General features: G+C 33.5%; 19 protein-coding genes and 1 tRNA gene. 16 read left to right on the forward strand and 4 right to left on the reverse strand.

What is annotated here, in order from left to right; translation table 11 throughout:
• Positions 1-101: 101 nt before the first annotated feature.
• Both G7Y57_RS14075 and G7Y57_RS14080 read left to right on the forward strand, forming a co-directional pair.
• A complete protein-coding gene (locus tag G7Y57_RS14075) occupies positions 102-1,091 on the forward strand; it encodes an aminodeoxychorismate synthase component I (protein WP_165025380.1) in 990 nt (329 codons plus the stop codon).
• Complete coding sequence (locus G7Y57_RS14080) at positions 1,084-1,716, forward strand: aminotransferase class IV (protein WP_165025384.1); 633 nt, start codon at positions 1,084-1,086, stop codon at positions 1,714-1,716. The genes G7Y57_RS14075 and G7Y57_RS14080 overlap by 8 nt, the downstream gene beginning before the upstream one ends.
• Positions 1,717-1,824: 108 nt before the next feature.
• Here the strand turns inward: G7Y57_RS14080 and G7Y57_RS14085 are convergent, their stop codons facing one another.
• On the reverse strand, positions 1,825-3,471 hold the full coding sequence (locus tag G7Y57_RS14085) for a diphosphate--fructose-6-phosphate 1-phosphotransferase (RefSeq protein WP_165025404.1): 1,647 nt from the start codon (positions 3,469-3,471) through the stop codon (positions 1,825-1,827).
• A 219-nt stretch (positions 3,472-3,690) separates the two neighbouring features.
• On the opposite strand from G7Y57_RS14085, the gene G7Y57_RS14090 reads away from it, so the two are divergent.
• On the forward strand, positions 3,691-4,758 hold the full coding sequence (locus tag G7Y57_RS14090) for a PCMD domain-containing protein (RefSeq protein WP_255491465.1): 1,068 nt from the start codon (positions 3,691-3,693) through the stop codon (positions 4,756-4,758).
• 14 nt (positions 4,759-4,772) lie between these two features.
• Positions 4,773-5,528 carry a porin family protein gene (locus tag G7Y57_RS14095; protein ID WP_165025410.1) on the forward strand — a complete coding sequence of 252 codons (756 nt, stop codon included), beginning with the start codon at positions 4,773-4,775 and terminating at the stop codon, positions 5,526-5,528.
• A 74-nt stretch (positions 5,529-5,602) separates the two neighbouring features.
• On the opposite strand, the gene G7Y57_RS14100 is transcribed toward G7Y57_RS14095, so the two are convergent.
• Genes G7Y57_RS14100 through G7Y57_RS14110 form a run of 3 tightly spaced genes read right to left on the reverse strand, consistent with a single transcriptional unit; the run spans position 5,603 to position 7,753 of the window.
• Positions 5,603-6,469 (reverse strand): M48 family metallopeptidase, encoded by an 867-nt coding sequence (locus G7Y57_RS14100; protein WP_165025413.1) that lies wholly within the window; start codon positions 6,467-6,469, stop codon positions 5,603-5,605.
• Positions 6,470-6,482: 13 nt separating this feature from the next.
• On the reverse strand, positions 6,483-6,896 hold the full coding sequence (mscL, locus tag G7Y57_RS14105; RefSeq protein ID WP_165025416.1) for a large-conductance mechanosensitive channel protein MscL: 414 nt from the start codon (positions 6,894-6,896) through the stop codon (positions 6,483-6,485).
• 56 nt (positions 6,897-6,952) lie between these two features.
• Positions 6,953-7,753, reverse strand: a complete 801-nt coding sequence (locus G7Y57_RS14110) for a hypothetical protein (RefSeq protein WP_165025418.1) — start codon at positions 7,751-7,753, stop codon at positions 6,953-6,955.
• A gap of 31 nt (positions 7,754-7,784) precedes the next feature.
• On the opposite strand from G7Y57_RS14110, the gene gldG reads away from it, so the two are divergent.
• From gldG to G7Y57_RS14175, 12 genes are all read left to right on the forward strand, one after another.
• The gene (gldG, locus tag G7Y57_RS14115; protein WP_165025421.1) at positions 7,785-10,178 is read left to right on the forward strand and encodes a gliding motility-associated ABC transporter substrate-binding protein GldG; all 2,394 of its coding nucleotides are present in this window, start codon (positions 7,785-7,787) and stop codon (positions 10,176-10,178) included.
• Positions 10,179-10,255: 77 nt separating this feature from the next.
• Positions 10,256-12,253 (forward strand): NAD-dependent DNA ligase LigA, encoded by a 1,998-nt coding sequence (ligA, locus tag G7Y57_RS14120; protein WP_165025424.1) that lies wholly within the window; start codon positions 10,256-10,258, stop codon positions 12,251-12,253.
• Positions 12,254-12,381: 128 nt separating this feature from the next.
• Positions 12,382-12,885 carry a DUF6913 domain-containing protein gene (locus G7Y57_RS14125; RefSeq protein ID WP_165025427.1) on the forward strand — a complete coding sequence of 168 codons (504 nt, stop codon included), beginning with the start codon at positions 12,382-12,384 and terminating at the stop codon, positions 12,883-12,885.
• Positions 12,886-12,968: 83 nt separating this feature from the next.
• Positions 12,969-13,862 carry a 4-hydroxy-tetrahydrodipicolinate synthase gene (gene dapA, locus G7Y57_RS14130; protein ID WP_165025429.1) on the forward strand — a complete coding sequence of 298 codons (894 nt, stop codon included), beginning with the start codon at positions 12,969-12,971 and terminating at the stop codon, positions 13,860-13,862.
• Between the two features lie 91 nt (positions 13,863-13,953).
• A tRNA-Arg gene (locus tag G7Y57_RS14135) sits at positions 13,954-14,027 on the forward strand.
• Between the two features lie 101 nt (positions 14,028-14,128).
• A complete protein-coding gene (locus G7Y57_RS14140; protein WP_165025455.1) occupies positions 14,129-15,325 on the forward strand; it encodes a site-specific integrase in 1,197 nt (398 codons plus the stop codon).
• Positions 15,326-15,580: 255 nt separating this feature from the next.
• Complete coding sequence (locus G7Y57_RS14145) at positions 15,581-16,486, forward strand: DNA-methyltransferase (RefSeq protein ID WP_165025432.1); 906 nt, start codon at positions 15,581-15,583, stop codon at positions 16,484-16,486.
• A complete protein-coding gene (locus tag G7Y57_RS14150; protein WP_165025435.1) occupies positions 16,473-19,379 on the forward strand; it encodes an N-6 DNA methylase in 2,907 nt (968 codons plus the stop codon). The genes G7Y57_RS14145 and G7Y57_RS14150 overlap by 14 nt, the downstream gene beginning before the upstream one ends.
• Positions 19,380-19,387: 8 nt before the next feature.
• Positions 19,388-20,296, forward strand: coding sequence for a DUF5655 domain-containing protein (locus G7Y57_RS14155; protein ID WP_165025438.1), 909 nt, complete (start codon positions 19,388-19,390; stop codon positions 20,294-20,296).
• Between the two features lie 68 nt (positions 20,297-20,364).
• Positions 20,365-21,360 carry a hypothetical protein gene (locus G7Y57_RS14160; protein WP_165025441.1) on the forward strand — a complete coding sequence of 332 codons (996 nt, stop codon included), beginning with the start codon at positions 20,365-20,367 and terminating at the stop codon, positions 21,358-21,360.
• Between the two features lie 172 nt (positions 21,361-21,532).
• Positions 21,533-23,125, forward strand: coding sequence for a radical SAM protein (locus G7Y57_RS18155; RefSeq protein ID WP_317167539.1), 1,593 nt, complete (start codon positions 21,533-21,535; stop codon positions 23,123-23,125).
• A gap of 512 nt (positions 23,126-23,637) precedes the next feature.
• Positions 23,638-25,512 carry a DEAD/DEAH box helicase family protein gene (locus tag G7Y57_RS14175; RefSeq protein WP_165025446.1) on the forward strand — a complete coding sequence of 625 codons (1,875 nt, stop codon included), beginning with the start codon at positions 23,638-23,640 and terminating at the stop codon, positions 25,510-25,512.
• Positions 25,513-26,058 lie beyond the last annotated feature (546 nt).

The raw sequence follows: 26,058 nt of genomic DNA on the forward strand, positions 1-26,058 counted from the left end.
CTGATCTTGTTTCAGCAACCTCTTTTTTTATTTAACAATATGATTCTTGCTAAGTTGCATATTTTTGTCTTATTTTGATCTCGGATTTACTGTACAGATAAATGAGTACCACATTTCACAACAATATCGATATAATCAGAACAAAAATGAACGTATCGGCAAATAGCCGTCGACCTTTTTTGTTTGGTGTCAATTTTGAGTTGACAGAGGGCTTTTTTATTGAAGATCCACTAAAGCAAAATGAGATATTGTTCCAAATAAAGTCGGTTAGCAATAAATTAAATTCAATAAACGAATATCCGAAGACCACTTTCAGAACGAAGCCTATTTCTTATGATAGTTATAAAGAAAAGTTTAATATTGTTCATAAAGGATTAAGGCGCGGAGATTCTTTCTTAACGAATCTGACAATAAAAACTCCTATTGAAACCAATCTGTCGCTCGAGGATATATTCGCACAAAGCAAAGTGCCTTATTCACTATGTATTCCTGATAGGTTTGTTTGTTTCTCTCCCGAAAGATTTGTAAAGATAGCAGACGGGCGGATATCCTCTAATCCGATGAAGGGTACTATAAATGCGAATATACCCGATGCGGAAAACATTATTCTTTCAGACTTTAAAGAAACAGCCGAGCATAATACCATTGTAGACCTTATTCGTAACGACCTCAGTATATCGGCACATGATGTAAAGGTGGAGCAGTATAGGTATATAGATAAGATAAAAACGAACAATGTTGATATTTTGCAAGTAAGTTCTATGATCGAAGGTCAGCTGCCCCATAACTATCGAGCGCAGATTGGAGATATCTTTTTTAGTATGTTGCCGGCAGGTTCTATTTGTGGCGCACCTAAGCAAGCCACTGTCGATTTGATAAAATTGGCAGAAGGGGAGAAGCGGGGATACTATACAGGCGTATTTGGATATTTTGATGGTGTAGAACTCGATTCGGCAGTACTAATTCGTTTTGTAGAAAAAGATGGAGATCAATTATTTTTCAGAAGTGGTGGGGGTATAACTGCTTATAGTAAATGTGAAGAAGAGTATCAGGAAGTATTAAATAAAATATATTTACCGTTGTATGAGTAGATTGACATTTATAGAAACAATTAAGGTGCTTGATGGTGTCTATTATAATTTGCCATCACATATCGATCGGATAAGGCAGACGATGCAGCTTTTCTTTAATATTACTACAGATATTAATTCGCTTTTTCTATCTGTTCCGGTTAAGTTTCAAAAGGGACTGGTAAAATGCAGGATTGTTTATTCAAATAAAACTGCAATTATTTCTTTTGAACCCTATATATTTCAGAATATAAGAAGTTTATATTTAATTGAAGATGATCAGATCGATTATAGCTATAAGTCTACTGACAGAGGTAATTTAAAAAAATTATTACTAAAGAAAGGGGAGATGGACGAAGTTCTGATAATAAAAAATGGATTGGTTACTGATACATCATATTCAAACGTTGTGTTCGAAAACGAATCTGGTTTATATACTCCAGATAGTTATCTCTTGAATGGTACTAAACGGCAACTGCTTTTACAAAAAGGAGTAATAAAAGAAATAAGGATAAGGGTAGAAGATATTCCTCTTTATGATAAAGTATATTTGATTAACGCAATGATGGATATTGAAGATTCGGTTTGTGTTTCGAGTGATAATATTTTTTATAATAATAAGAAGAGTATTATTAGGGTTGGTTAGTCGCTATTTATAGTTTATATAATATATCTAAATGTAGGATATGTTTTTTTAAGAGCAAAAAGGGAGCTGATGTAAATCAGCTCCCTTTCATTAAAAATCTATTGTAGATTATTTACCTTGTTCCAGTTTCAATGTAACAGTCGGTTGGTCACATACTTCAGTTGGTCCGAAGTATTGGATAGGACCCGGATATACATATTCTGTACCAACAGCCCAAGCTTCGCGGTTTGCAGCGAAGAATTTGAATGGAGCACCATCAAGTCTTACTAGTGCTTTTTGGATAACCGGTTTCATTTCGCCGTGACGACGTTCCATATTCATCATCATAGTTACAGGAACACCACCTGCAATCCACTCACTAGCAGGAGCAGTCGTGTTACGTACCGATGACATGTAACCTGTTTTTCCTGCGCCGATGAGAGCTGATGCTGTGTATCCTAACGAGTAGCAGTAGTCAGCATCGTAGTTAGAAGGAGCAGCGCAACGACCTTCGTATCCGAAGAAATGTACCTGTGCAGCAAATTTACCCTCATATTTACCTGCTTTTTTCATTTCAGCAAGTTTGTTACCTACCATTTCGGCAAGTAATTTTTCTGTTTCTATAAGTGATACTTGTACATTACCATGAGGGTCACGGTCAAGAGTTAACTGACGAGCAACACCTTCCGGAAGGCTTCCGAATACAGTAGCATTAGCTGCTGATAAATTCTTTTTGATATATGCTAATTGCTCAGCTTTAGCTACAGCGTTGAATTCATCTTGATGATGTGCAAGGAAATCGTTCAATTCAGAGATCAAAGTTTTCATTGCAGGAATAAATTCAATAAGTCCTTCAGGGATAAGTACAGTACCGAAGTTGTCGCCATTAGCAGCACGCTTAGCAACAGAGTCAGCAATATTTGCTACGATATCGTCAAGCGAAAGCTCTTTAGCTTCTACTTCTTCTGATATGATACAAACGTTTGGTTGTACTTGAAGAGCACACTCAAGAGCAATATGAGAAGCTGAACGACCCATTAGTTTGATAAAATGCCAGTATTTACGAGCCGAGTTACAGTCACGTTGTATATTACCGATAACTTCAGAGTAAACCTTACAAGCTGTGTCGAATCCGAATGAAGTTTCGATCATTTCGTTTTTCAAGTCACCATCGATCGTTTTAGGACAGCCGATTACTTGTACACCTGCATTGATAGCTTTGTAGTATTCGGCAAGCACGCAAGCGTTAGTGTTAGAATCGTCACCACCGATAATCACCAATGCTTTGATATCTAATTTTTTCAAGATCTCAAGACCTTTATCGAAATGTTCTTTTGTTTCCAGTTTTGTACGACCGGATCCGATTATGTCAAAACCACCTGTATTACGATATTCATCGATAATGCCAGAAGTAAGTTCCATATATTTATGGTCGATCAAGCCACCAGGTCCCATAAGGAAACCATAAACACGGCTGTCAGCGTTAAGAGACTTCATACCATCGAAGATACCTGCAATCACATTGTGACCACCGGGAGCTTGTCCGCCTGATAAAATAACACCGACATTGATTGCCGGATGATTTGCTTTTTCAGCAGATTCAACAAACTTAAGAGTAGGCATTCCGTATGTGTTAGGGAATAATCTCTTTACTTCGTCCTGGTCAGCGATAGATTGTGTTGCTGCACCTTCTTCGATTTTCACAGAACCATATAATGCTTTAGGCATTTTAGGCTTGTAAGCAGCTCTTGCTAGTTGTAACGCGCTTTTTTTCATTCGTTTTTGTTGTTTATTATATTGAATAATTTAATCGTTTTTAAGGTCTGCAAATTTCGTTATTTTTTTTCAAATATAAAAGTTTAATACTGTTCTTATTCTGGTATGTTCATTAACATTTACGACCGGAGACATGATTCCTATTCATTTTTTCATTTTTTTAAATATTATAAGATATTTATTATGGCTATCTTTGTTGCTGTTTTTAGTAGAAAAAATATGAAGTATATATTAATATTATTGAGTATCGGGACATTGTTTCTGACCTCTTGTATCAAAGATGAGCCGCTATACAGAGAGGCTGATATTGTTTCGTTTACAATTAAGAGCGATGATTATATATCGAGTTCGATGACAGAAGATCGGGTTCAGCTTGTACTATCAGCAGCAGATAAAACAAATTTAATTCCTGAAATTGAGGTATCTCTGGGTGCAACGATTTCTCCTGCATCGGGCGTCGCACAAGATTTCACGAATGATGTAGTCTATACTGTTGTGTCGGAAGATGGAAATTATAGTAAAAGATATACTGTAAGTGTTACATCAAGAATGGGTTTCAAATATGATTTTGAAAATTGGACAGAGGAAGGTGCATATTGGAAATATCCGGCAATGAGCGATCCTGCTTGGAAATCTGCAAACCAAGGGGTTATGACTGCTAAGGCAGGGAATGTAACAGAATACCCGACACGTTCAACTATTGATGCTTATAGGGGGAAGTATGCGGCTTTGCTAGAAACACAAGTAGGCGGAAATTTCTTTGTTGTAGGGTATGTTCCAGTTTTTTCCGGATCTCTTTTCAGAGGCGATTTTAAACTACAAATGTCTAATCCGGCAAAGTCACCTTTATTTGGACAAATACATCCTAAGGAGGACGGTAAACCGCTAAAAATGACTGGCTACTATAAATATACACCGGGTGAAAAACTGATAAACAAACAAGGTGAAGTTGCGGGACAGATAGACGAATGTTCCATTTATGCTGTTTTGTATAAGGTAACTAAAGGAGCCGAAGGTCAGAAAGAATATCTGGATGGAACTAATATACTGACTTCGGACAAGGTTGTTGCTACGGCTATATTAGAAGATAGAACAGCGAAAAAGGAATATACGAAATTCGAGCTTCCATTTATTTATAAAGGAGATATAGATTATTCTCAAAATGACTATAAATTGGCTATTGTTTTTGCTTCTAGTAAAAATGGTGATTTCTACGAAGGGGCTGTGGGTAGTACTCTTATAGTAGATGAAGTAGAAGTGGAATGCGAACCTTTCGATGAAAATTAATTATAACTACAAAGATGAAAACAATTAAATATATAGCTTTTCTGCTTTTATCTATACTGATAACTTTACCTTCATTCGCTCAGATATGGAAGAATGGTACTTTTGAACATAAAATTGTAGCCGGTTTTAATATTGGAGCTACAACTCCTTTGTCTATTCCAGCCGAGGTGCGGTCCGTTGAGGCTTGGTGGCCTCAATTCACACCACAACTCGGGTACAATGTCGTCTATAGAACAGAGAGTAAATGGGGATTGGGTAGCGGTATCTTACTCAATTATAAAGGCATGGGCATACGAGATAGAGTGAAATATATGTATACCGAGGTGATTCCTCAAGAAGGTAGCAATAGTATCTTAAAAGGTTACTTCGTTGGTAAAAATGAAACAACTGTAAAGACTGCCTACGTAACTATACCTCTATATGCAACTTATAAGGCTAGTGAAAACTGGGAAATGCGCTTGGGTGGATACGCTTCTTATTTGTTTAGCGGACAGTTCAAAGGGCATGTATCGGATGGTTATATCCGACTTGGTGATCCTACGGGTGAAAAAGTTGAAATTACGGAGAAGGCTACGTTTGATTTTAACGATGATTTAAGATCGTTTGATTTTGGATTGACAGTTGGTGCCGAAAGAAGGATAAATGACCGTTTTGGTGTTTATGGTAATCTCGATTGGGGATTAAGACCGATTTTTCCTTCCGATTTTAGAGCAGTAGAGTTTAATATGTACAATATCTATTTTACTTTTGGACTGACATATAAACTATAATTTTACAGTTGATATATTATATAAAAAGAGGTTATTATTCAATAACCTCTTTTCTATTTATATTATTTTAATTATCAGAATTTCCATTTTTCTGATGTCTTGGCATCCTTAGTGTTCTTGGTATTTGTCGTACCAGTTCCTACTCCTCCATTATAATATTTCAGGGCGTTGGGCAGAGCCTCTTTTATCTCTTTAATCCGTTTAGCATCCGAAGGGTGAGTGCTGGAGAATTCACTTGTATTACTACCCGATTTTTCAGACATCCGTTCCCAGAATCCAACAGCTGCGCGAGGATCGTATCCTGCCATTGCCATGAATATAAGTCCTAATTCATCTGCTTCCAGTTCGTGCTTGCGTGAATATGGCAACAAAAGCCCATATTGAGTACCTAAGCCAAAAGCCGTTGAGGCAACTGTTTTTGTGATTTCAGATGAACCTCCCAAAACTGCATTTAAAGCTGTACTGCCGTAATTTGCAGCAGTTTGCTGGCTCATTCTTTCATTGGCATGTTTTGCTACCGCGTGCGCTACTTCGTGCCCTATAATAACTGCCAGACCTGTTTCATCCTTCGTGTAAGGAAGTATTCCTTCGTATACGACGATCTTACCACCGGGCATACAAAATGCGTTCACTTCATTACTTTTTACCAGATTAAATTCCCATGAGAATTGTGAAACCTCTTTTTCGAGTCCATTCTTTTTGAGATATGCTTCTACGGCATTTGCAATATTCCGTCCTACTTTATTTACAAGTTCTGTATTTTTTTTATCAGTTGATATAGGAGCAGATTGGATAAACTCGCCATATTGTTTTAGACTCGAAGTCAATACTTCCTGATCGGACACTAAAAGCATTTGCTTACGTCCGGTAACAGGAACGCTTCCGCAACTGGTAAACAGGATTGCAGAAACTATAAAAAGAAGGGATATATATTTAAGCATAATGTTGGGTGTATTATTTTTTGTTTTGCTCTTTTAAAAGATCTCTTATCTCCCCCAATAATACTTCTTCTTTACTTGGTGCAGGTGCTTCGGCAGGCGCTTCTTCCACCGGTGCTTTTTTCAATGAATTCATCGCTTTAACGGCAAAGAAGATAGCTGTTGAAATAATAACAAAATCAAGAACTGTCTGGATGAAACTTCCATAATTGATAGAGACTGCAGCCACATCGGCTGTAGCATCCTGAAGTGTAAATTTAAGATCGGCAAAATCTACACCGCCCAATAGGACTCCTATAGGAGGCATAATGATATCGCTCACTAACGACGAAACTATTTTACCGAATGCTCCACCGACTACAACACCGACAGCTAAATCGACTACGTTGCCACGCATCATGAACTCTTTCAACTCTTTTATTACAGACATGCTATTTGTTTTTTATAATTACTATTAAATTATTATTCTATCTATTTAAACACCAATTAAAGGTTTTTGTTTAATATCATTTTTATGGTTTTTATACTGTTAGTATCTGCTATTTGTATCTGTTCGATGCATAAGCTATCAGGTAGTAACAATTTGTATGGAATATCAGGGTCTATGTCTTGTTTATAGTTAAATAAATAGCCATTTAGTTTGATGGTGTCATTATCGGTGGTATAGTCGAGAGCAAATAAGTTGTCATTTTCTTTGATAAACAGGCTTATGGGCGATTTTTTCTTCAATTTATATATTGTATTATCGTCTTCATAATTGGTGAAGAATGTGTTTTGAGGGTCTATATCAATAAAATCGGTTACGAGTTTGTAGTTTTTGCTTAGTGCGAGAATACCTTTATGATAAGTACAGACTAAAAACTGATTGTCGGAAGTACTATACAATAATAGTATTGAATCTTTATATCTTATTTCTTTTGGAGGGTGTGCAGAGATTATTTTTGTTTCCAAAATATTTTTTATATCTATTTCCTGCTCCTTACTTAGTTTCATCAATAATATTTTGTCGGTTTTGTCTCCATATATTATGATGGGATAAGATATATATTCTTTCAGTGGTTCTATTATCGCTTTTAAGCCTGCATTGTATTGATACAGCTTATCGAAACTATGATTTCTACTAATATGGATCACCTTTTGTGCTTGTGGTGAGATACATGTGTAAATATCTGTATCGAAAAACTGCTTGTTTTGATTCAGTCGTTGATACATATGCCATCCACAAACAATGACGATAAGCATTAGAATCAATAAAATAACTATCTTTATATTTCGTTTATTCAGCATGAAATAATCTAATCAATTGTTACAAAGATATATGAAAGCTTTAGTAATCAAAGAACTCAAATCTGTTTTTTGTTCTTCCGCAGGCGCTTTTTTCTCTTTCGCATTTCTGCTTGTGATGGGCATTATGCTGTGGGCTTTCGGGGGAAGTTACAACTTTATCGACAGCGGTTATGCAAATATGGGACGTTTCTTTGATTTATCTCCTATTCTACTCTGTATTTTGATTCCGGCACTGACAATGCGGCAATTTTCGGAGGAGAAACGAAATGGTACTTTAGATATTCTTCTGTCCAGACCTGTTAGCATACTAAGTATATATTTAAGTAAATTTCTGGCTTCTTATCTGTTTATTCTGATAACCCTACTTCCTACAGCTATATATGTATATTCGTTATATCAACTCGCTAACCCTGTCGGAAATATAGATATTGAAAGTATTGTTGCTTCATATATTTCATTGCTTTTACTAATTAAGATATTTATAAGTATAGGTTTGTTCGCATCTTCTATCAGTCGAAATCAGATTGTAGCGTTGGTTTTGGCTGTGTTTCTTAGTCTCTTTTCTTTTTACGGATTTGAATTATTAGCCGGTATGTTCCTTTCGGGCAAAATACAGGCAATAATATCTTCTGTTGGTCTGGTGCATCATTACCAATTGATGCAACGGGGGGTAATACAACTTAAAGACCTATTGGTGGTCTTCAATTATGTATTTATATTCTCTATTTTTACATTGGTAGTTTTGCGTAGAAGCAAAGGGCGAATAGTGAAGGTCTTAATTATTTTAGCTGCTGTTCTCAATGTCGTATTTCTATCTGTTCCTAATCTGCGACTTGATTTTACAGCGGACAAAAGATATACTTTAAATGATTATTCTAAAAATTTACTGGCAAAGGTTGGAGAACAAGAGTCTGTAAAAGTGAATGTGTATTTAGCCGGAGATTTAAATGCCGGATTTCAGCATTTGCAAGATGCCGTAAGCGAGTTATTGACTGATTTTAACAGATATGCCGATAATAAGATCGAAGTAGCTTATAAGAATCCCTATCAATTATATCCTTCTATTCAGGATATGTATAAAGCAATGACCGAAAACGATATGCCGGGTATTGTTCTCAATGAGGTAGATAGAGAGGGTAAATCCAGTCAGAAGGTTATATATCCTTATGCGGAGCTTACAACATCGAAGGGCTCACTTATAGTGCCTTTACTTAAGAATATTGCAGGCTATACGGCTGATGAAAATCTGAATGCTTCGATAGAAAGCCTCGAATTTGAGTTTATTGATGCTATACGCTTACTTAATCAGGAAAATCCTAAAAATATCGCTTTTATAGAAGGGCATGGAGAGTTACCCAGAGCTTATGTCTACGATGCCGAAGAAGCTCTATCTAAATATTATTTTGTGAATAGGGGAGAGATAGGGAAAGAAATTGGGATTCTTAATGAACTCGATGCTATAATTATAGCCGGTCCGATTGAAAAATATACAGAAGAAGAGAAATATATTATCGATCAGTATATAATGTCGGGAGGCAAAGTTTTGTGGCTGGTCGATGGTGTTTACTATTCTCAAAGCGATTTGGCTAGAGACGGTTTTTCGCCAAGCATGAAAAATGATGTTAGCCTCGATGATTTACTGTTTTCGTATGGTGTAAGGATTAATTCCGATTTGGTGCAGGATAAACAGTCTGCTTCTATTTATTTGATGACTGGCGATGATACCCAGAGCGCAACTTTATTACCTTTCTATTATATGCCATTACTGATCCCTTCGCCCGATGATCCGATAACAAAGAATATAAGGGATGTAAAGACAGCTTTTGCGAGTTCGGTGGATATTGTAAACAACTTGCCACAAATTCAAAAAACTATATTGTTGACTAGTTCAGCAAATACTCATTTGGTAAAAGTACCCGAAATGATAGACTTTGATGTTGAGAAAATACAGAATCAGTCCGCTTATTTCGATCAACAGTATATTCCGGTGGCTGTAAGTCTGGAAGGGGAATTTAATTCGGCTTTTACAAACAGAATGATACCCGATAGTGTTGTTGGCCAGCATAAGGCAATAAATACGAGCAAAAAAACTAAAATGATAGTTGCTGCTTCATCCGAGATTATCCGTAACGAAATAGAAGGGCAAGGCGAAGATTCACATGTATTACCTATGGGATATGATCGTGTTTCGCAAAGGCAATATGGTAACCGTGATTTTATAGTGAACGCAGTAAATTGGCTTACAGATGATGACGGATGGATGCAATTGAGAAGTAAGCATCAACATATGCGTATTCTGAATAAAAAAGAGTCTTTTGAAAATCGTGATAAGTATGCAGTGCTGAATATCGCTTTCCCTGTCTTATTTATGGGATTGATAATGGGTGGAATATTTATGTACAGAAAAAGGAAGTATGAGAAATAAACATCTTTTAGATTTTTAATTTATTGTTGCTGTCAAATCTTGATTATTTTTGCACACACCTACATATAATTTAATAAATGGATTCTATAAAACAAAAAATAGATGCACTTCGTGAGGAGTTGAACAAGCATAACTATAACTATTATGTATTGTCTACACCTACTATTTCAGATTTTGATTTCGATAAGAAATTAAAAGAGTTATCCGATCTGGAAACACAATATCCTGAATTTTTCGATGCTAATTCGCCTACACAGCGTGTGGGCAGCGATATCAACAAGACATTCAAACAGGTAGCCCATAAATATCCGATGCTCTCGCTAGGTAATACATATACCGAAGAAGAGGTGACGGATTTTTATAACCGTGTAAAGAAAGGTTTGAATGACGATTTTGAAATTGTTTGTGAACTGAAATATGACGGTACATCCATTTCATTGACTTATGTTGACGGACAACTTACGCAGGCTGTAACGCGTGGTGATGGTGTACAGGGTGATGATGTGACGGCCAACGTGCGCACAATCCGCAGTATTCCTCTGCATCTGAATGGAAGTGATTACCCTAAAGAATTTGAGATAAGGGGAGAGATATTATTGCCTTGGTCGGTATTCGAAGAACTGAATAAGGAGCGGGCAGAACAAGAAGAACAATTATTTGCCAATCCTCGTAATGCAGGATCAGGAACACTTAAGCAGCAAGACCCTAAGATAGTAGCATCGCGTAAACTCGATTCTTATTTCTATTATATATTAGGAGAGGATTTGCCGACAGATGGTCATTACGAGAACTTGATGAAGGCTAAAGAGTGGGGCTTTAAAACGTCTGATGCGATGAGAAAGTGCAAAACTCTGGATGAGATATTTGCTTTCATTCATCATTGGGACATTGAACGTAAAGATCTGCCGGTAGCTACAGACGGTATAGTTCTGAAAGTAAATTCGCTTACCCAGCAACGTAATCTGGGGTACACATCTAAATTTCCTCGTTGGGCTATTGCCTTTAAATTTCAGGCAGAAAAAGCATGGACACGATTGCTGTCAGTATCTTATCAAGTGGGTAGGACAGGGGCTGTTACTCCTGTGGCTAATCTGGAAGCGGTTAAGCTATCGGGCACTACGGTTAAACGTGCATCACTGTATAATGAAGACAATATAAAAGCCCTCGATCTGCATATCAATGATTTGGTATCGGTAGAAAAAGGGGGCGAAATAATTCCTAAGATTACAGAAGTAGACACTTCGCAACGGAATATATTTGATGAGAAAGTTGAATTTATAAAAGACTGTCCCGAATGTGGAACGCCTCTTATAAAAGATGAAGGAGAGGCTATATTCTATTGTCCTAACGATACTTTATGTCCTCCGCAAATCAAAGGGCGTATAGAGCATTTCTTTACTCGTAAAGCTATGAATATCGGCGGTGGTTCGGAAACTGTCGAGCATCTTTATAATGCCGGATTTATTCATGATATTGCAGACGTTTATACCTTAAAATGGCAAGATGTTGCACGTTTGGAACGTTGGGCTGAAAAAAGTGCAAAGAATCTTATAAGCAGTATCGAAAATTCGGTTGCTGTACCCTACGAAAGGGTTTTGTTTGCTTTGGGCATCCGATATGTAGGTGAAACAGTAGCAAAAAAGCTGGCTATGGCATTTACTAATATTGATGCACTAATGGCGGCGACAACAGAAGATTTGGTTCAGGTGGATGAGATTGGCGAACGTATTGCTCAAAGTGTAGAAGCTTATTTTCAAAAGGAGAAAAACAGAGAGGTTATTGCTAAGTTGAGAGAATATGGTTTGCAGTTTGAATTAAGCGATGATATTATATCACAAAAAACAGATAAGCTTGCCGGTCTGTCAATTGTAATCAGCGGTACGTTTGAAAAACATTCACGGGACGAATACAAAGCGATGATAGAGCAGAATGGAGGTAAGAATAGTGGCTCTATTTCGGCGAAAACGAGCTACATTCTAGCTGGTGATAATATGGGTCCTGCCAAACTGGAAAAAGCAGAAAAGCTTGGTGTACCCATTATCGATGAGGCTAAATTCTTGGAAATGATTGAATAGTATGATTAATTGAGAATAAATAATAAGGTTTCGAGCCTTTTACTTTACTTATTTAACCTTAAATAGAAAACAAAATGATTCTGTTTTAGTTATAATTAGATATCTATAAACATCTTAAGAAAAAATATATGCTTGATTTCTATATAAAAAAGAAGGTAAATTCGGTCTTGAAAAACCATACTCGTAAACATGTTTTCCGTTCTCCCGAAAATATGGTTACGATACTTATTCTTTTCAATTCTAAAGACTGGAAAGAAGTAAGTGAAATAGCTCAGGATATGAGGGATAATGGAAAGGAAGTCTTGTTATGGACTATACAACCAAAGAATGCGCCTGCTTTGGATATGCCTAATGTACGAATAATAACCTCAAAGGAATTATCTAAAACGCAAGTACTTTCATCCTCTGCTATTAACGAATTTGAATCTTTGGAATATGATACTCTTCTTGATCTGACGACTAAAGATGAGAATGCATTGCTTTACTTATTGGGAATCAATACCTCCGAATTTTGTGTAGGTATTAAAGAGTTGGATTATAAAGTATTTGATTTCATAATATTGAAAGAGGATGATAAAAACTTGGTTGAAACTTACACTCAAATAAAATTTTACCTTAACAATATACGTTGAGGTGCAAATAAATTCTTAATTTTGCACAAACCGAAATCAGTTATCTATTCGTAAGATAGAGAGATTAGCTTGAACGACTTTTTATGCCAAGAATGAATTTGAAAGGAATGGGGGTTGCTTTGATAACTCCTTTTAAAGAAGACGAAAGTGTCGATTATGATGCTCTCTCTCGTCTTGTCGATTATCAATTGCAAAATGGAACCGACTACCTTGTGGTATTGGGGACAACAGCCGAAACGCCTACATTGACAGAAGATGAGAAGAAGCAGATAGTAGAATTGATAATTAGTCGTGTAAATGGTCAGATTCCAATCATTTTAGGAGAGGGTGGTAATAATACCCGTTCGATTGTCGAAAGACTGAAAACGTGTGATTATACAGGTATCGATGGTATACTATCGGTTGTTCCATATTACAATAAACCGTCGCAGGAAGGAATTTATCATCATTATAAAGCTATTTCGGATGCATCTCCACTCCCTATTATTCTATATAATGTTCCGGGGCGTACAGGAGTAAATATGAGTGCAGAAACGACGCTTCGTCTTGCATGCGAATGCGATAATGTAATTGCAGTAAAAGAAGCATCGGGCAATATGACCCAGATGGACGAAATAATTAAACGCAAGCCCGAGAACTTTGATGTCATTTCGGGAGACGATGGTATTACTTTTCCACTGATCACACTGGGTGCTGTAGGCGTTATCTCGGTTATAGGGAACGCTTTTCCAAAAGAGTTTAGTCGAATGACACGTTTAGCTCTTGAAGGAGACTATCAAAGTTCGTTGACAATACATCATAGTTTTAGCGAATTATTTAATCTCTTGTTTGTGGATGGAAATCCGGCAGGAGTAAAAAGTATGCTGAATATGATGGGATATATCGAAAATAAGCTTCGTCTACCTCTTGTACCTACACGTATTACTACATACGAACAAATAAGAAATGTACTTATCGATTTGAATATCAAGTGCTGATGCCATTTCTGGCAATAAAAGGTGAAAAATAATGGTAATTAATTTGCATAATTACCAAAACTGTTTTACCTTTGCAACGCAATTAAGCAATGGCTGCGTAGCTCAACTGAATAGAGTATCTGACTACGGATCAGAAGGTTCTAGGTTTGAATCCTAGCGCGGTCACTTTTAAAAGCACTTATAATGAAAGTTATAGGTGCTTTTTTGTTGTGGTTATAGGTGGTTTTAGTACGTTCATGTCAACCAAGATGTCAACCGAAAATGCAATGAATGCAACAGTTAACATCGTGTGTTATAAGTGGAAAGAATTAGCAAATGGAGAACATCCATTGATGATTTGTATTTGTAAAGATGGGAAACGTAAATACAAAAGTTTAGGAGTGTCAATTCATCCACAATTTTGGGATTTTAAAAAGAATAAACCAAAACGGAATTGTCCTAATAAAGACCAAATAGAAACTCTAATTACTGAAAAAATAAAAGAGTATTCCAAACAAATTATTGAGTTTAAAGCTGAAAGTAAAGACTTCACTGTTGCAACTCTTGTAGAGAAAGTAAATGTTTCAATTCATAGGCTAACAGTTAAGCAGCTATTAGATAACGAATTTGAACGTTTAAGAAAAGAGGGGAGATTGAAATACGCTTCCACTTATAAGGAGCTAAAAACTTCCCTGTTAGATTTCAATAAACATCTTGATATTTACTTCTCTGAAATTGATGTTAATTGGTTAAAAAACTATGAAGTATGGTTGAGAGGCAAAGGACTAGGAGATAATTCAATTGGTGTTCGCTTTAGAACTTTAAGAGCCTTGTATAATAAAGCTGTTAGTGAGAATATTGTCAAAGCTGAATACTATCCTTTCAGAATTTACAAAGTATCTAAACTTCATAAAGAGACAATCAAACGATCAATTACTAAATCCGATGTAGAACTGATTATAAACTATAATACAGGGCATGAATATACTCAGTTGGCTATTGACCTGTTTTATTTCTCCTATTTGTCTGGTGGTATTAATTTCGTTGATATAGCATATCTTACCAGAGACAATATTATAGACAATAGATTGATATATACTCGTAAGAAAACAAAGAAGTTGATTAAATTACCTATTCAAGACAAAGCTTTGTCTATTATAGAGAAATATAAGTCTAGCAATTCATATTTCTTTCCAATACTATCAGCATTTCATAAAACAGATGTTCAAAAGGCTAATAGGGTTAATAAGGTCTTAGCAATAATCAACAGAAATTTAAAAATGATTGGAGAGGAACTAAATCTACCAATTGATCTTACTACCTATGTAGCACGTCATACCTATGCAACCGTTTTAAAACGTTCTGGGGTTAATACTTCTATCATAAGTGAATCATTAGGTCATAGTTCTGAAAAGGTTACTCAAATCTATTTAGATAGCTTTGAAAATAGCCAGATTGATGAGGCAATGAAGAATTTATTGTAGTTATTAATCATTTTGATTACTTAGATGCGAGAGAATATTTTTTGAGAAATAAGGATTTATACATCCTACTCAAATTTTATTCTCTTTGTATTAGTTACTTAATAAAATTAAAGATGTGATGATTAAAATTGATAGGATAAAATGACTAAATTTGGAGATAAAAGGAAGATTGACCAAAATATTGTATTTTACAATTAATAAAATGAATGCGATATAAAAATCATATTTTTATATATTGGAAAAAATAAAGAGTAAATGAGTAAATTAAAAAAAGATATAAACTATTTCTTAAATAAAGTTATTCAAGGAGATTGTTTAGAAATACTACCTGAAATTCCAGATAAATCAATTGATCTTATTTTATGTGATCTTCCATATGGTACTACTCAAAATAAATGGGATTCAGTTATAGATCTAAATGAATTATGGAATGAGTACAAAAGGATTATAAAAGATAATGGAGCAATTATCCTTACTTCACAAGGGGTGTTTACTGCTAAATTAATTTTGAGTAATGAGGAATGGTTTAAATATAAAATTGTTTGGATAAAATCTAAATCTACTAACTTTTTGAATGCAAAAAAACAACCACTTCGAAAACATGAAGATATTTGCGTTTTTTATAAAAAGCAACCTACGTATACACCACAGATGACAAAAGGGAAAAAATATGATAAAGGTGTTAGAAAAGATCAACTGACAGGTAGTTATGGAGATTTTAAACCCCAGCATGTCAAAAGTGAAGGAGACCGATACCCTCATGATATTATGTTCTTTGAAGAAAAAAAGATAGATGACTTTGTTTATGTCAAAACAGCGGAATCAGAAGGGGAGGTTTATCATCCAACACAAAAACCAATCGAGCTTGGAAGATATCTCGTTAAGACATATTCAAATCCCAATGATATAATATTAGACAATGCCTGTGGAAGCGGAAGTTTCTTACTATCTGCCTTATTAGAAGGTAGACAATTTATTGGAATAGAAAAAAATGAGGATGTTCTACTTCATAAAGTAAATCCGACAGATTATGTTCGAGTTTGTTTAGATCGAATTAAAGAACTAATACTCAAAAAAAACACAAAAAAGAAAATTAAAAGTCTTTTTAAAGACCCCATAGCTAAGTTTCACACTATTAACTATTATCATGAAGAGAAATGAAAGAGATTGGGCAGGTCAACTTATAAGTTGGATAAAAGAAGCTATAAATGAAGGACGAACTGTATTTAGTGATGCTACTAATGATACAGGAGTTAAACTTGAATCAGGCAAAACAAAATTTCCTGACATCTTGCTTTTTACAGATAAGATTTCTGGTATTGTCTTTAATGGATGGGAACTTAAATTCCCGGATACAAATGTAGATGATAAGGAGATGTTGAAAAATGCCTTGGAGAAAGCAGAACGTCTAAGATCTGATTCCTTTGTAACATGGAATGGAGTGGAAGCAATCATATGGAAAATTGAAGATAATAATTATTCGTTAGAATCTCTCTCTATAATAAAGAAATATCACAAAGAGGCTAGTATTAACAGCCGTGATGACCTCTCTGATCCTATTAAATATAATCGAAACGAAGCCCTTCTAAAAAGAAGAGCAAACGAAATCCTACATGATCTTGGACAGCTTTATGAAAGAGGCGAGTTAAAACAAGCTATCAATATTACAGGAAATATAGTAGAAGCTGTGACTTCAGTTTCACATATAGTTATTCCTCAAATACAGAAAACAATTCTTATAGAGAAAGGCAGAAGTAAGGCATTTAGAATTGCTTATAATGAGTGGAAAATATATGAAAAATCAACTTTAAAGATTCTATCATCTTCATCTCGAAGACCCGAAAATATTATAGAGGAAGAAGTTTTAGCCAAATTTACATTCTATAATTTAATAGGTAAGATCTTATTCTATTTAACATTATCTGAAAATCTAACAGGAGAGCTTGACCGTATAAATATTAAAACACATATTAATTTACAATCAAGTCTTGAGACATATTTTGAAGCAGCAAAAAAAATAGACTATCAAGCGATCTTCAAACCATATTTTACCGATAATTTGTCATTTTCAGATATAGTTAACGAATCTATTTATAAACTTATACAAAAGTTTACAGAATTTGATTTTAAGATTTTACCAGCGGGAGTCATTGGATCGATTCTCGAAAACCTTGTCCCTAAATCAGAAAAACAAAAATTCGGACAATATTTTACATCTGAAACTTTAGCTAATCTTGTTGCATTCCCGGCAATTCAAACAGTCGACGATACTGTTTTTGATCCAACATCAGGGACAGGTTCTTTTTTAAATTCGTTTTATAACATATTCAAATATCATGGAAAAGAGAATCATTCAGAATTACTAAATCAAATATGGGGAAATGATATTTCTCACTTCCCCGCTATTTTATCTGTAATAAATCTATATAAGCAAGATGTAACAAAGACAGATAATTTCCCACGAGTAACTAGAGATGATTATTTTAACCTAAATGTGGGGGACTTAATAGAGTTTCCTGACTCAAGTGATTATAAAAAATCTATAAAACAGCCAATTCCAGAATTTAACTCTATTGCGAGTAATTTTCCTTTTGTTCAGCAAGAGGATATTCCAAATGATATACTAACAGGATTATTCAGGGAAAAATTTGAAGAAAAGCAACAGGCATTTTTGCAAGATAATACTTTTAAAATAAATGAGCGATCAGATTATTTTGCCTTTTGCATATATAATTCAATTAACTTTCTAAAAAATAATGGGTGTTTGTCTGTTATTACATCAAATGCATGGCTTGGAAAAGAGTATGGAGTTCAATTAAAAAAATTCTTATTAGATAATTTCAGCATCAAATATATTGTAAAAAGCAATGCAGAGCACTGGTTTTCTGACTCAAAGGTATCTACAATATATGTTGTACTAGAAAAAGGACAAAGTGAAGAACCAACAAAATTTGTGACACTTAATTTTAAGCTTGAAGATGCTTTAGATCAAGAAAATATCCAAAATCAACTTTCACAAATTGAAAATATTTATAGTGAAATTGACAATTGTGATAATAATAGAAATATTAGCTGGAGAAAAGATACAACTTTTAATGATTTATATCTTAAAACGGATAATAGTATTACAGTTTGTATTGTTCCAAAAGAAATATTAATCAACTCCCTTTTCAGTCAAGAAAATTGGACTAAGTATTTTATTTCAGCTGAATTATTTGAACAGTTTGATAATTATACAACTCCGATTTACCCTGATTTAGTAGACGTATTTCGTGGCGAAAGAACAGGTTGGAATCCAATGTTTATTATTCCTGAACATTCTGTAGATGAATGTCAAATAGAACAAGAATTTTTAGTTCCTTATCTGAAAGATTCATCAGAGTTAGAAGCAATTGATTTCTCTGAACATTTAAATCACTATTTGTTTGTTTGTGATAAATCTATTCAAAATCTACAAATCAACTATCAGGGAGCTTATAATTGGATAAAATCATTTGAGAATCAACCAAATAAAAACAACACTAAAACTATATCAGAGGCAAATACGAATCATAGACCATATTGGTATACCCTTCGTCCAAAAGCTGCAAATATAGTAACCTCAATTAATCCTTATGAGCGATTCTTTTTTAGTTTTTCTTATAATGATTTTATTCCAGATCAAAGACTTGTTGTTTTGAATACAAACAATAGAGAACAATTGGAAATTATTGTAGCATTACTTAATTCAATTATAGCATTTTTATCAATAGAAATGAGAGGTACTGCTCGAAATTTAGGCGTTTTGGATTTGAATGCAAATGATTTTAAAAGGTTGAGAGTATTAAGTCCGAACACACTAAAAGAACAACAAATAAATTCTATTTTAGAAGCATTTGAACCATTGAAACAAAGACCAATAGGAACAATATTCGAGGAAATTAAAATGCCTGATCGAATAAACTTTGATAAGACTATTCTTCGTTGTTATGGAATAGACGAATCAATACTTGAAAGTCTATATCAAACATTAGCATCAGCAGTTAATGATAGAGTAACTATGAAAAATAAATAAAATAGGCTATGCAATTATACCACCAACATAAAGACACATTGTCAAACTTAAAGGAGAAACTTTTTAAGCTAGAGAAAGATATACAGAAACTATTTGAAGCCAATTTAGAACAAATAACAGGCTTTAAATTCGTCAAATCTGAATTCTCATTAAAGACTGTTCGTTTTGACACACTCGCTTTTGATGAAGAAAGCAAATCGTTTGTCATTATCGAATACAAACGAAATAGAAATTATAGTGTTGTAGATCAAGGAGTATCATACCTTAATCTGATGTTAGAGTATAAAGCAGATTTTATTGTCGAATATAATGAATCTTGTAATAAGAATTTGAAACGTGATGATGTGGACTGGTCACAAAGCAAAGTCATATTCGTAGCCCCATCCTTCACTAGCTTTCAAAAGCAATCTTCTAACTTCAAAGACCTACCAATTGAACTGTGGGAGATAAAGCGATTTGAGAATGATGTAATTGTTATCAATCCAATAAAAAAATCACAATCAGCACCAAGTATAAAGCAAGTACAATCTTCTAAAGGTAATTCCGAAATAAGCAAAGTTGTAGAAGAAATCAAAGTTTATACCGAAGAGGGTCATTTGGAGGGAAAGTCGGATGAGATAAAAGAACTTTATGAAGCATATAAACAAGGGATCTTGAATTTATCTCCTGATATCGAGATAGAGCCAAAAAAAATGTATATCGCATTTAAAAAAGGAAAAAACATTGTCGATATTCGTATTCAACATAAAAATCTAATTCTGTGGTTGAATATGAAAAAAGGAGAACTTGATGATTCACGGAAGTTAACTATTGATGCCTCAACCAAAGGTCATTATGGAAATGGAGATTACGAACTACACATATCTAATACTGATAATATAGAATATATTATGAGCTTAGTAAAACAAGCTTTATAAACACGAAGAATATTTTACAAGACCGTTTCTTAATTGAGGCAGTCGTGTTTTTATGAAAAACTTAACTAATGGATTTAGAAAATAAATTTTATATCCAATCACAATTTCTACAATTAGTAGAACCTTTAATGGAAAAATACTATGATTTACATTCAAGTATGCTAATAGATGAAATTAAGCATTGCATTGAAAATAGTAGTATAAATTATATAAGCTTTGAAGATGGAATTCCCAATGCTTACTATCAAAAAACATTCTATGAAAATAAACAACTTAGAGCATTTCCTAATTCAAATTATCCATATAAAGATATAGCAGACGAATATACCCAATACTTTGATTTCGAATCAAAAGGCAAAGACCAAGATGCTTTGCAAGAAGATGCAAAGGTATATCTCTGCCTAAGTTATATTGGATATATCTACTATAAGGAAAAAGAAGGCTTATTTGAAGAATCCATACTAATAGAAGCCTTAAACCTAGAATACCAATCCGTACTTCATACCAAGATATATCCAGAGATGCTATCCCTATACAGAATGATATTAGAATCAAAAAAATATAAGAAGAGAGGAGATAAAGTAACTATAACCTATAAACAAGACAAAATAGACATAAATACATCCGCTTGGTTCTTGGATGATATGGAAGCCTATTTCAAAGACCGCTTTCCAAACTTAACACTAGAAGATATAAACGAGTTATTACCACTACCCAATAAAAAAGGAGGAAGGAAATTTACAGACAGAACCGTTAACAATATAATCTGGGGAACATACCAATTACTATACAACCATCATTCACAATTTAAAAACTCCAAAGTAAAAATCAGTAAAGAGATTTGTGACTTTATTATTCAGTATCTAAACTATCTAAATATAAAACATGACTATGTTGATACAGATATAAAAGACAAACTCAAAGACATGATTAAACGAAATTATATTCCCAAATGGGATTTACCTTGGAGAAATGTCTTTTCCTCAATTGAAGAAAAACAACCAGAGTCAGAACTTGAAAGACTAAACCAACCTTTACGAAAATACGACCTATCTAATTTATAATAAATAGATTAATCTGCTTTTTTATCTCTTCTATATTTTAAGGGAGTAATTGACCGTGTTTTGGTTTTAATTACTCCCTAGCCACGTTATGCCTTTTCCTCACTTTTGTAATGTCAAGCGGTTGCAACCCACTTGATAAAATAATTATCAAATAATTTAAAATTAAAAAATTATGAAACTGAAAAAAGTGAATCAAGAAAAAGGTAATATGTACAAGTTTATAACTCATACAGGTAATGCAATTAAAGGCATTTGCGAACATGATTGTAAATATTGCTACATGAAACCAAAGGGTAATTTAAAAGACGTTAGATTAGATGAAACAGAACTCAAGACAGAGTTAGAGTATGGTAATTTCATATTTGTAGGAAGTGGAACAGATATGTTTGCAAGCAATATTCCATCAGAATGGATAATTGAAGTTCTTAATCACTGTAATGATTCAGATAACAAGTTTCTTTTCCAATCTAAGAATCCAAGAAGATTTTTAGAGTTTATTGAGCATCCAGTATTTAAAAAATCAGTAATCTGTACGACAATCGAATCAAACAGAATCTATTCAGAATTTATGGGAGCAACTCCAAGTGTTGAAGAAAGAGCCAAAGCAATGGGGGAAATTGCAGACAAAGGGATTGAAACCTATGTAACTATTGAGCCTATAATGGATTTTGATTTAGACGAACTAGTCGAACTGATTAAAACTTGTAAAGCAACACAAGTAAATATAGGTGCAAATTCACATTATAAACTAAATCAATTATCAGAACCAACCAGAGATCAAATCCTAAAGCTGATTGAAAAGCTATCTAATTTAAAAATAGTAGTAGATAAGAAAGCAAATTTAAAACGATTAACAGAAATGGCAAAAATAATGAAAAAAGAATTAGCAGAAATGAAAGAACAACCTGTAACATCAATTTCTATGAAAGTTCAAATAATGAAAGAATTGGAAAATGGAAGTATCGTACCTAACGAAGAATTTAGAAAATTTGCATTGATAAAAGAGAATCGTCCTATACTGGATAAAAATGTTTATTACTTTCTTCAAACAATAAAGGAACAAAGATATAATAGAAAGTTGCCTATCTTGACAATTGAAGCGAGTGAATTAATCGAAAAATGTAATATTACAGATTTTGAAGGTAATCCTATATTAGACCAAGATACTTCTGAATACCTAGTCGTTTTGGACGGACAACATCGAATTAAAGCATTCAGCCTAGCAAATGCAACTAATAAAGACATTATAATTCCAAATGTTCATATAGAAGATAAAATAGAGAATGTATCAGAATACCTTGTTAATATAAATACAGCAGGACATGATTGGTCTTTGGCTGATAAATATTGTGTTTCAGCAATCACTTCAAATAATAAAACAATTCAGAAAATTCATGAACTCATAAAATATGGATTCAACCCAAGTGCAGCAGCAATGATTTGCACAGGGGCGAAAATAAGCCCAGCCAAATTGGATAAACTCTTAAAAGAAGGAGACACTAGTTTTTTATCTGACGAAAAAGAGGATGAATTATTACAAAGAGCAGATCAATATTTTATAGAAGGAATGTCTATTGATAAAATGGATGTGAAGATATTGTCAAGGAGATACCATGTAAATGGCTTTACTTCTTTCGCAGCATCACGAACAGTAGAAGACGCAATTAAGGCACTAAGAAAATTAAAAATTGATGATTTTAAAAGTGTTAAACAGGACAACGAGTTTGTAGAGAAGCTAAGAGATGCTTTAGCCTTAGCATCCTAATTTCTAAATGAAAAGGACTATCCGTCTTGGTGCGGATAGTTTCTTGCCCTATACACATTTATAAAATACATCTTACAACCTTATTCTTAGGGTAATAGTATCAGCAAAGTCAACTTTCAAGCAAAAGGAAGGCTTAGGGTTCTTGTATCCAATTGGCTGTATTTTACCCTTTTCACACCTTATAATTTACTATCTTTGTATAACAACAAAAGGAAGTATAAAACCGCTTATATCCATAGTAAATTACTCCATATATAGTTTTTTTTAGAAAAAGACGAGCTAAAAATAAGCTTGTCTTTTTTGATACCTCTTTGGACGGATTTTTTAATTCTGAAATGGTGAAAATCACTATAAAGAATAAAACAGTAAAAATCCGTCGCCGAAAATTCAGATAGCTAAGACGGTTTTTTATATTGGGAAACACAAAAATCCACTATAAAGAAAGAATACAAAATTTTCCGTTCTATACTTTTCCAGATTAAACATTTTAAATCTAAAAAAAACTATTATTTATGGATAGACAAATTATCAAAGCAGAGAAAAAGTATACTTTTCTCAATGAATTTATGAATGAACTCCCTGTAAACTGCCTATTTGACAAGGGAAAAACGGGTTGCGGTGGAACAACTATTGCAATCGAAGATAAAAAAAATACTATTATCGTAATGCCTTATGTCAATGTTATTAAAAACAAGATGGCTCAATATCCTAATGAAAAATGTGATAAAGAACTATTCGGAATTTATGAAGGTGTTACAGATAGACAGATTTTAGATCATATCAAAAATAACAAGATTAAGAAAATAGCTGTTACCTATGACAGTTTAGAAAAATTAATCAATCTGTTATATAAAGAAACAGAGATTGATGTTTACAATGAATTCTTCTTATTAGTAGATGAGTGGCATATATTATTTAATTCCTATGCTTTTAGAAACAAAGCTATTAGAGGAATATTACAGCACGCTAAACAGTTTAAAGAAGTTACTTATATGACAGCAACACCAATAGAAGAAGAATTTATCTTAAAGGAGCTGAAAGACTTACCTGTTATTGAAGTGCAATGGGAAGATGTTACAATTGTTGATGTTAAGCCAATAGTTACAAATCAACCGATAAGAGTTGTTTGTGAATTGATTAAAGATGTGCTTGATGATAAAATATTCGGTAATCTGCATTTCTTTGTAAACAGTGTTGAATTTATTGCAGATGCAATACAAGAAACAGGATTACAACCAGAACGAGTGAGAATTGTATGTTCCAAAAATGAAAAACAAGGTAAAGGCAAAAAATCTAATCAAAAGAAATTAGGTGATAATTTTACAATTGAAGATACCACAACACAAGTAAAAAAGATCAACTTTTATACATCTACTTCTTTTGAAGGTTGTGATATCTATGATGAGAACGGCAAAACATATATTGTAAGTGACAAAGGGAAATCACATACATTATTGGATATATCAACTCTGATTATCCAAATATGCGGACGAATAAGAGATTCACATTATAAAACTAAAATGGGGCATATTTTTAGCGAAACCAGATATAATAAGTTTCTCTCATTAGAAGAATTTAAAGACAGTACTTACAAACAATTGTTTGAAACAAAGGATTGGTTGAATTCCATTAATCAAATGGATGATGTTAACAGGAAGAAAACAATTAATCTGATAGAACGCAATAATAAATCTGGCTTAAACGAAATGTATATTTATAATGAAAATGACAGATTGGAAATAGATGAGAATCTTGTAAATCTTGACATTGTTAATTTTAAAATAACGAATCACTTATACCAGAATCGGATAACACTAAAAGAAGAATACACAAAATATGGATTTAATGTTTTAAAAGAAGTAAATCCAAAGCTATCCACTGATAAACTCGCTGAAAACTCAAAAGCTAAAATATCATTCAAAGATTTATTTGAGGAATATATTTTAATAGTTGGAGAGGAATCCAATTATTACTATTTCGGTAATAAAGATGACAGGAAAAGTCTAATTGAGGACGAAAAACCATTAATAAAAGAAGCACATGAGAAATTAGGTGTTGAGAAAGTCAGAGAGTTGAAATACAATGTTACTAATATAAAAAGAGCTATTTGTAATATGAGGACTGATTTATCTCTGGATACCAAGATTGTCACCTCATTAAAAGAAAAAGGCGTGTCACAAGGAACAACAGCAACAATAAATGAATGGAAGAAACTATTGCAAAGTATTTATGATTCATTAGAATTAAGAAATTCTAATGGATTAATAAAAAAAGCAAAAGCAACCGATTTAGATAATTGGTTTGAGATTAAAAAGACTACTCCCAAGATAAACGGCAAAACAACAGATTGTTATACAATAGTAAGATGCAAATTTATATATGATTAGTAAAAAAGCCACTGACATTAATTTGTTAGTGGCTTTTTTGTGATTATAGAGAATATAGACCACTACTTATTTTCCAGTTCTTTGACCCGTTTCTCTAATTGAATAGTATACAAAGTCAATTCCTCTATTTTTTGCAACAGTTTAATTTGCATATCATTCAAATTAAGACCATTCTCTTGCATCTCTTTTTCTGATGGGATATCTGGAAGATGTCTGTTTTCTTGGACGAAAGTCTCTAATTCGGAAAGAGGTTTGAGGTCATAATTAGGAGAGAAAACAAAATCTGCTCCTGCATTTATTTCTATTTTAATTTCGCGAGCATTAATAATACCCGAAACTATGACTTCTTTAGCTCTAAAAACTCCATTGACATCTAGTAAATAATGTGTATAATATAATTGAAAAGTAGTCCACTAAAATAATTGAAAAGTATACCACCGGTTAAGTAAAATCCGCTAGAGCTTCTAATAAAGCCCTGCATTTTACTAACAAATATTAACATTATAAATTCCTTTGTGTATGAAACACTAACACAGAGGGTAAAAT

The organism is Dysgonomonas sp. ZJ279, assembly GCF_011039205.1.
Classification (GTDB): domain Bacteria; phylum Bacteroidota; class Bacteroidia; order Bacteroidales; family Dysgonomonadaceae; genus Dysgonomonas.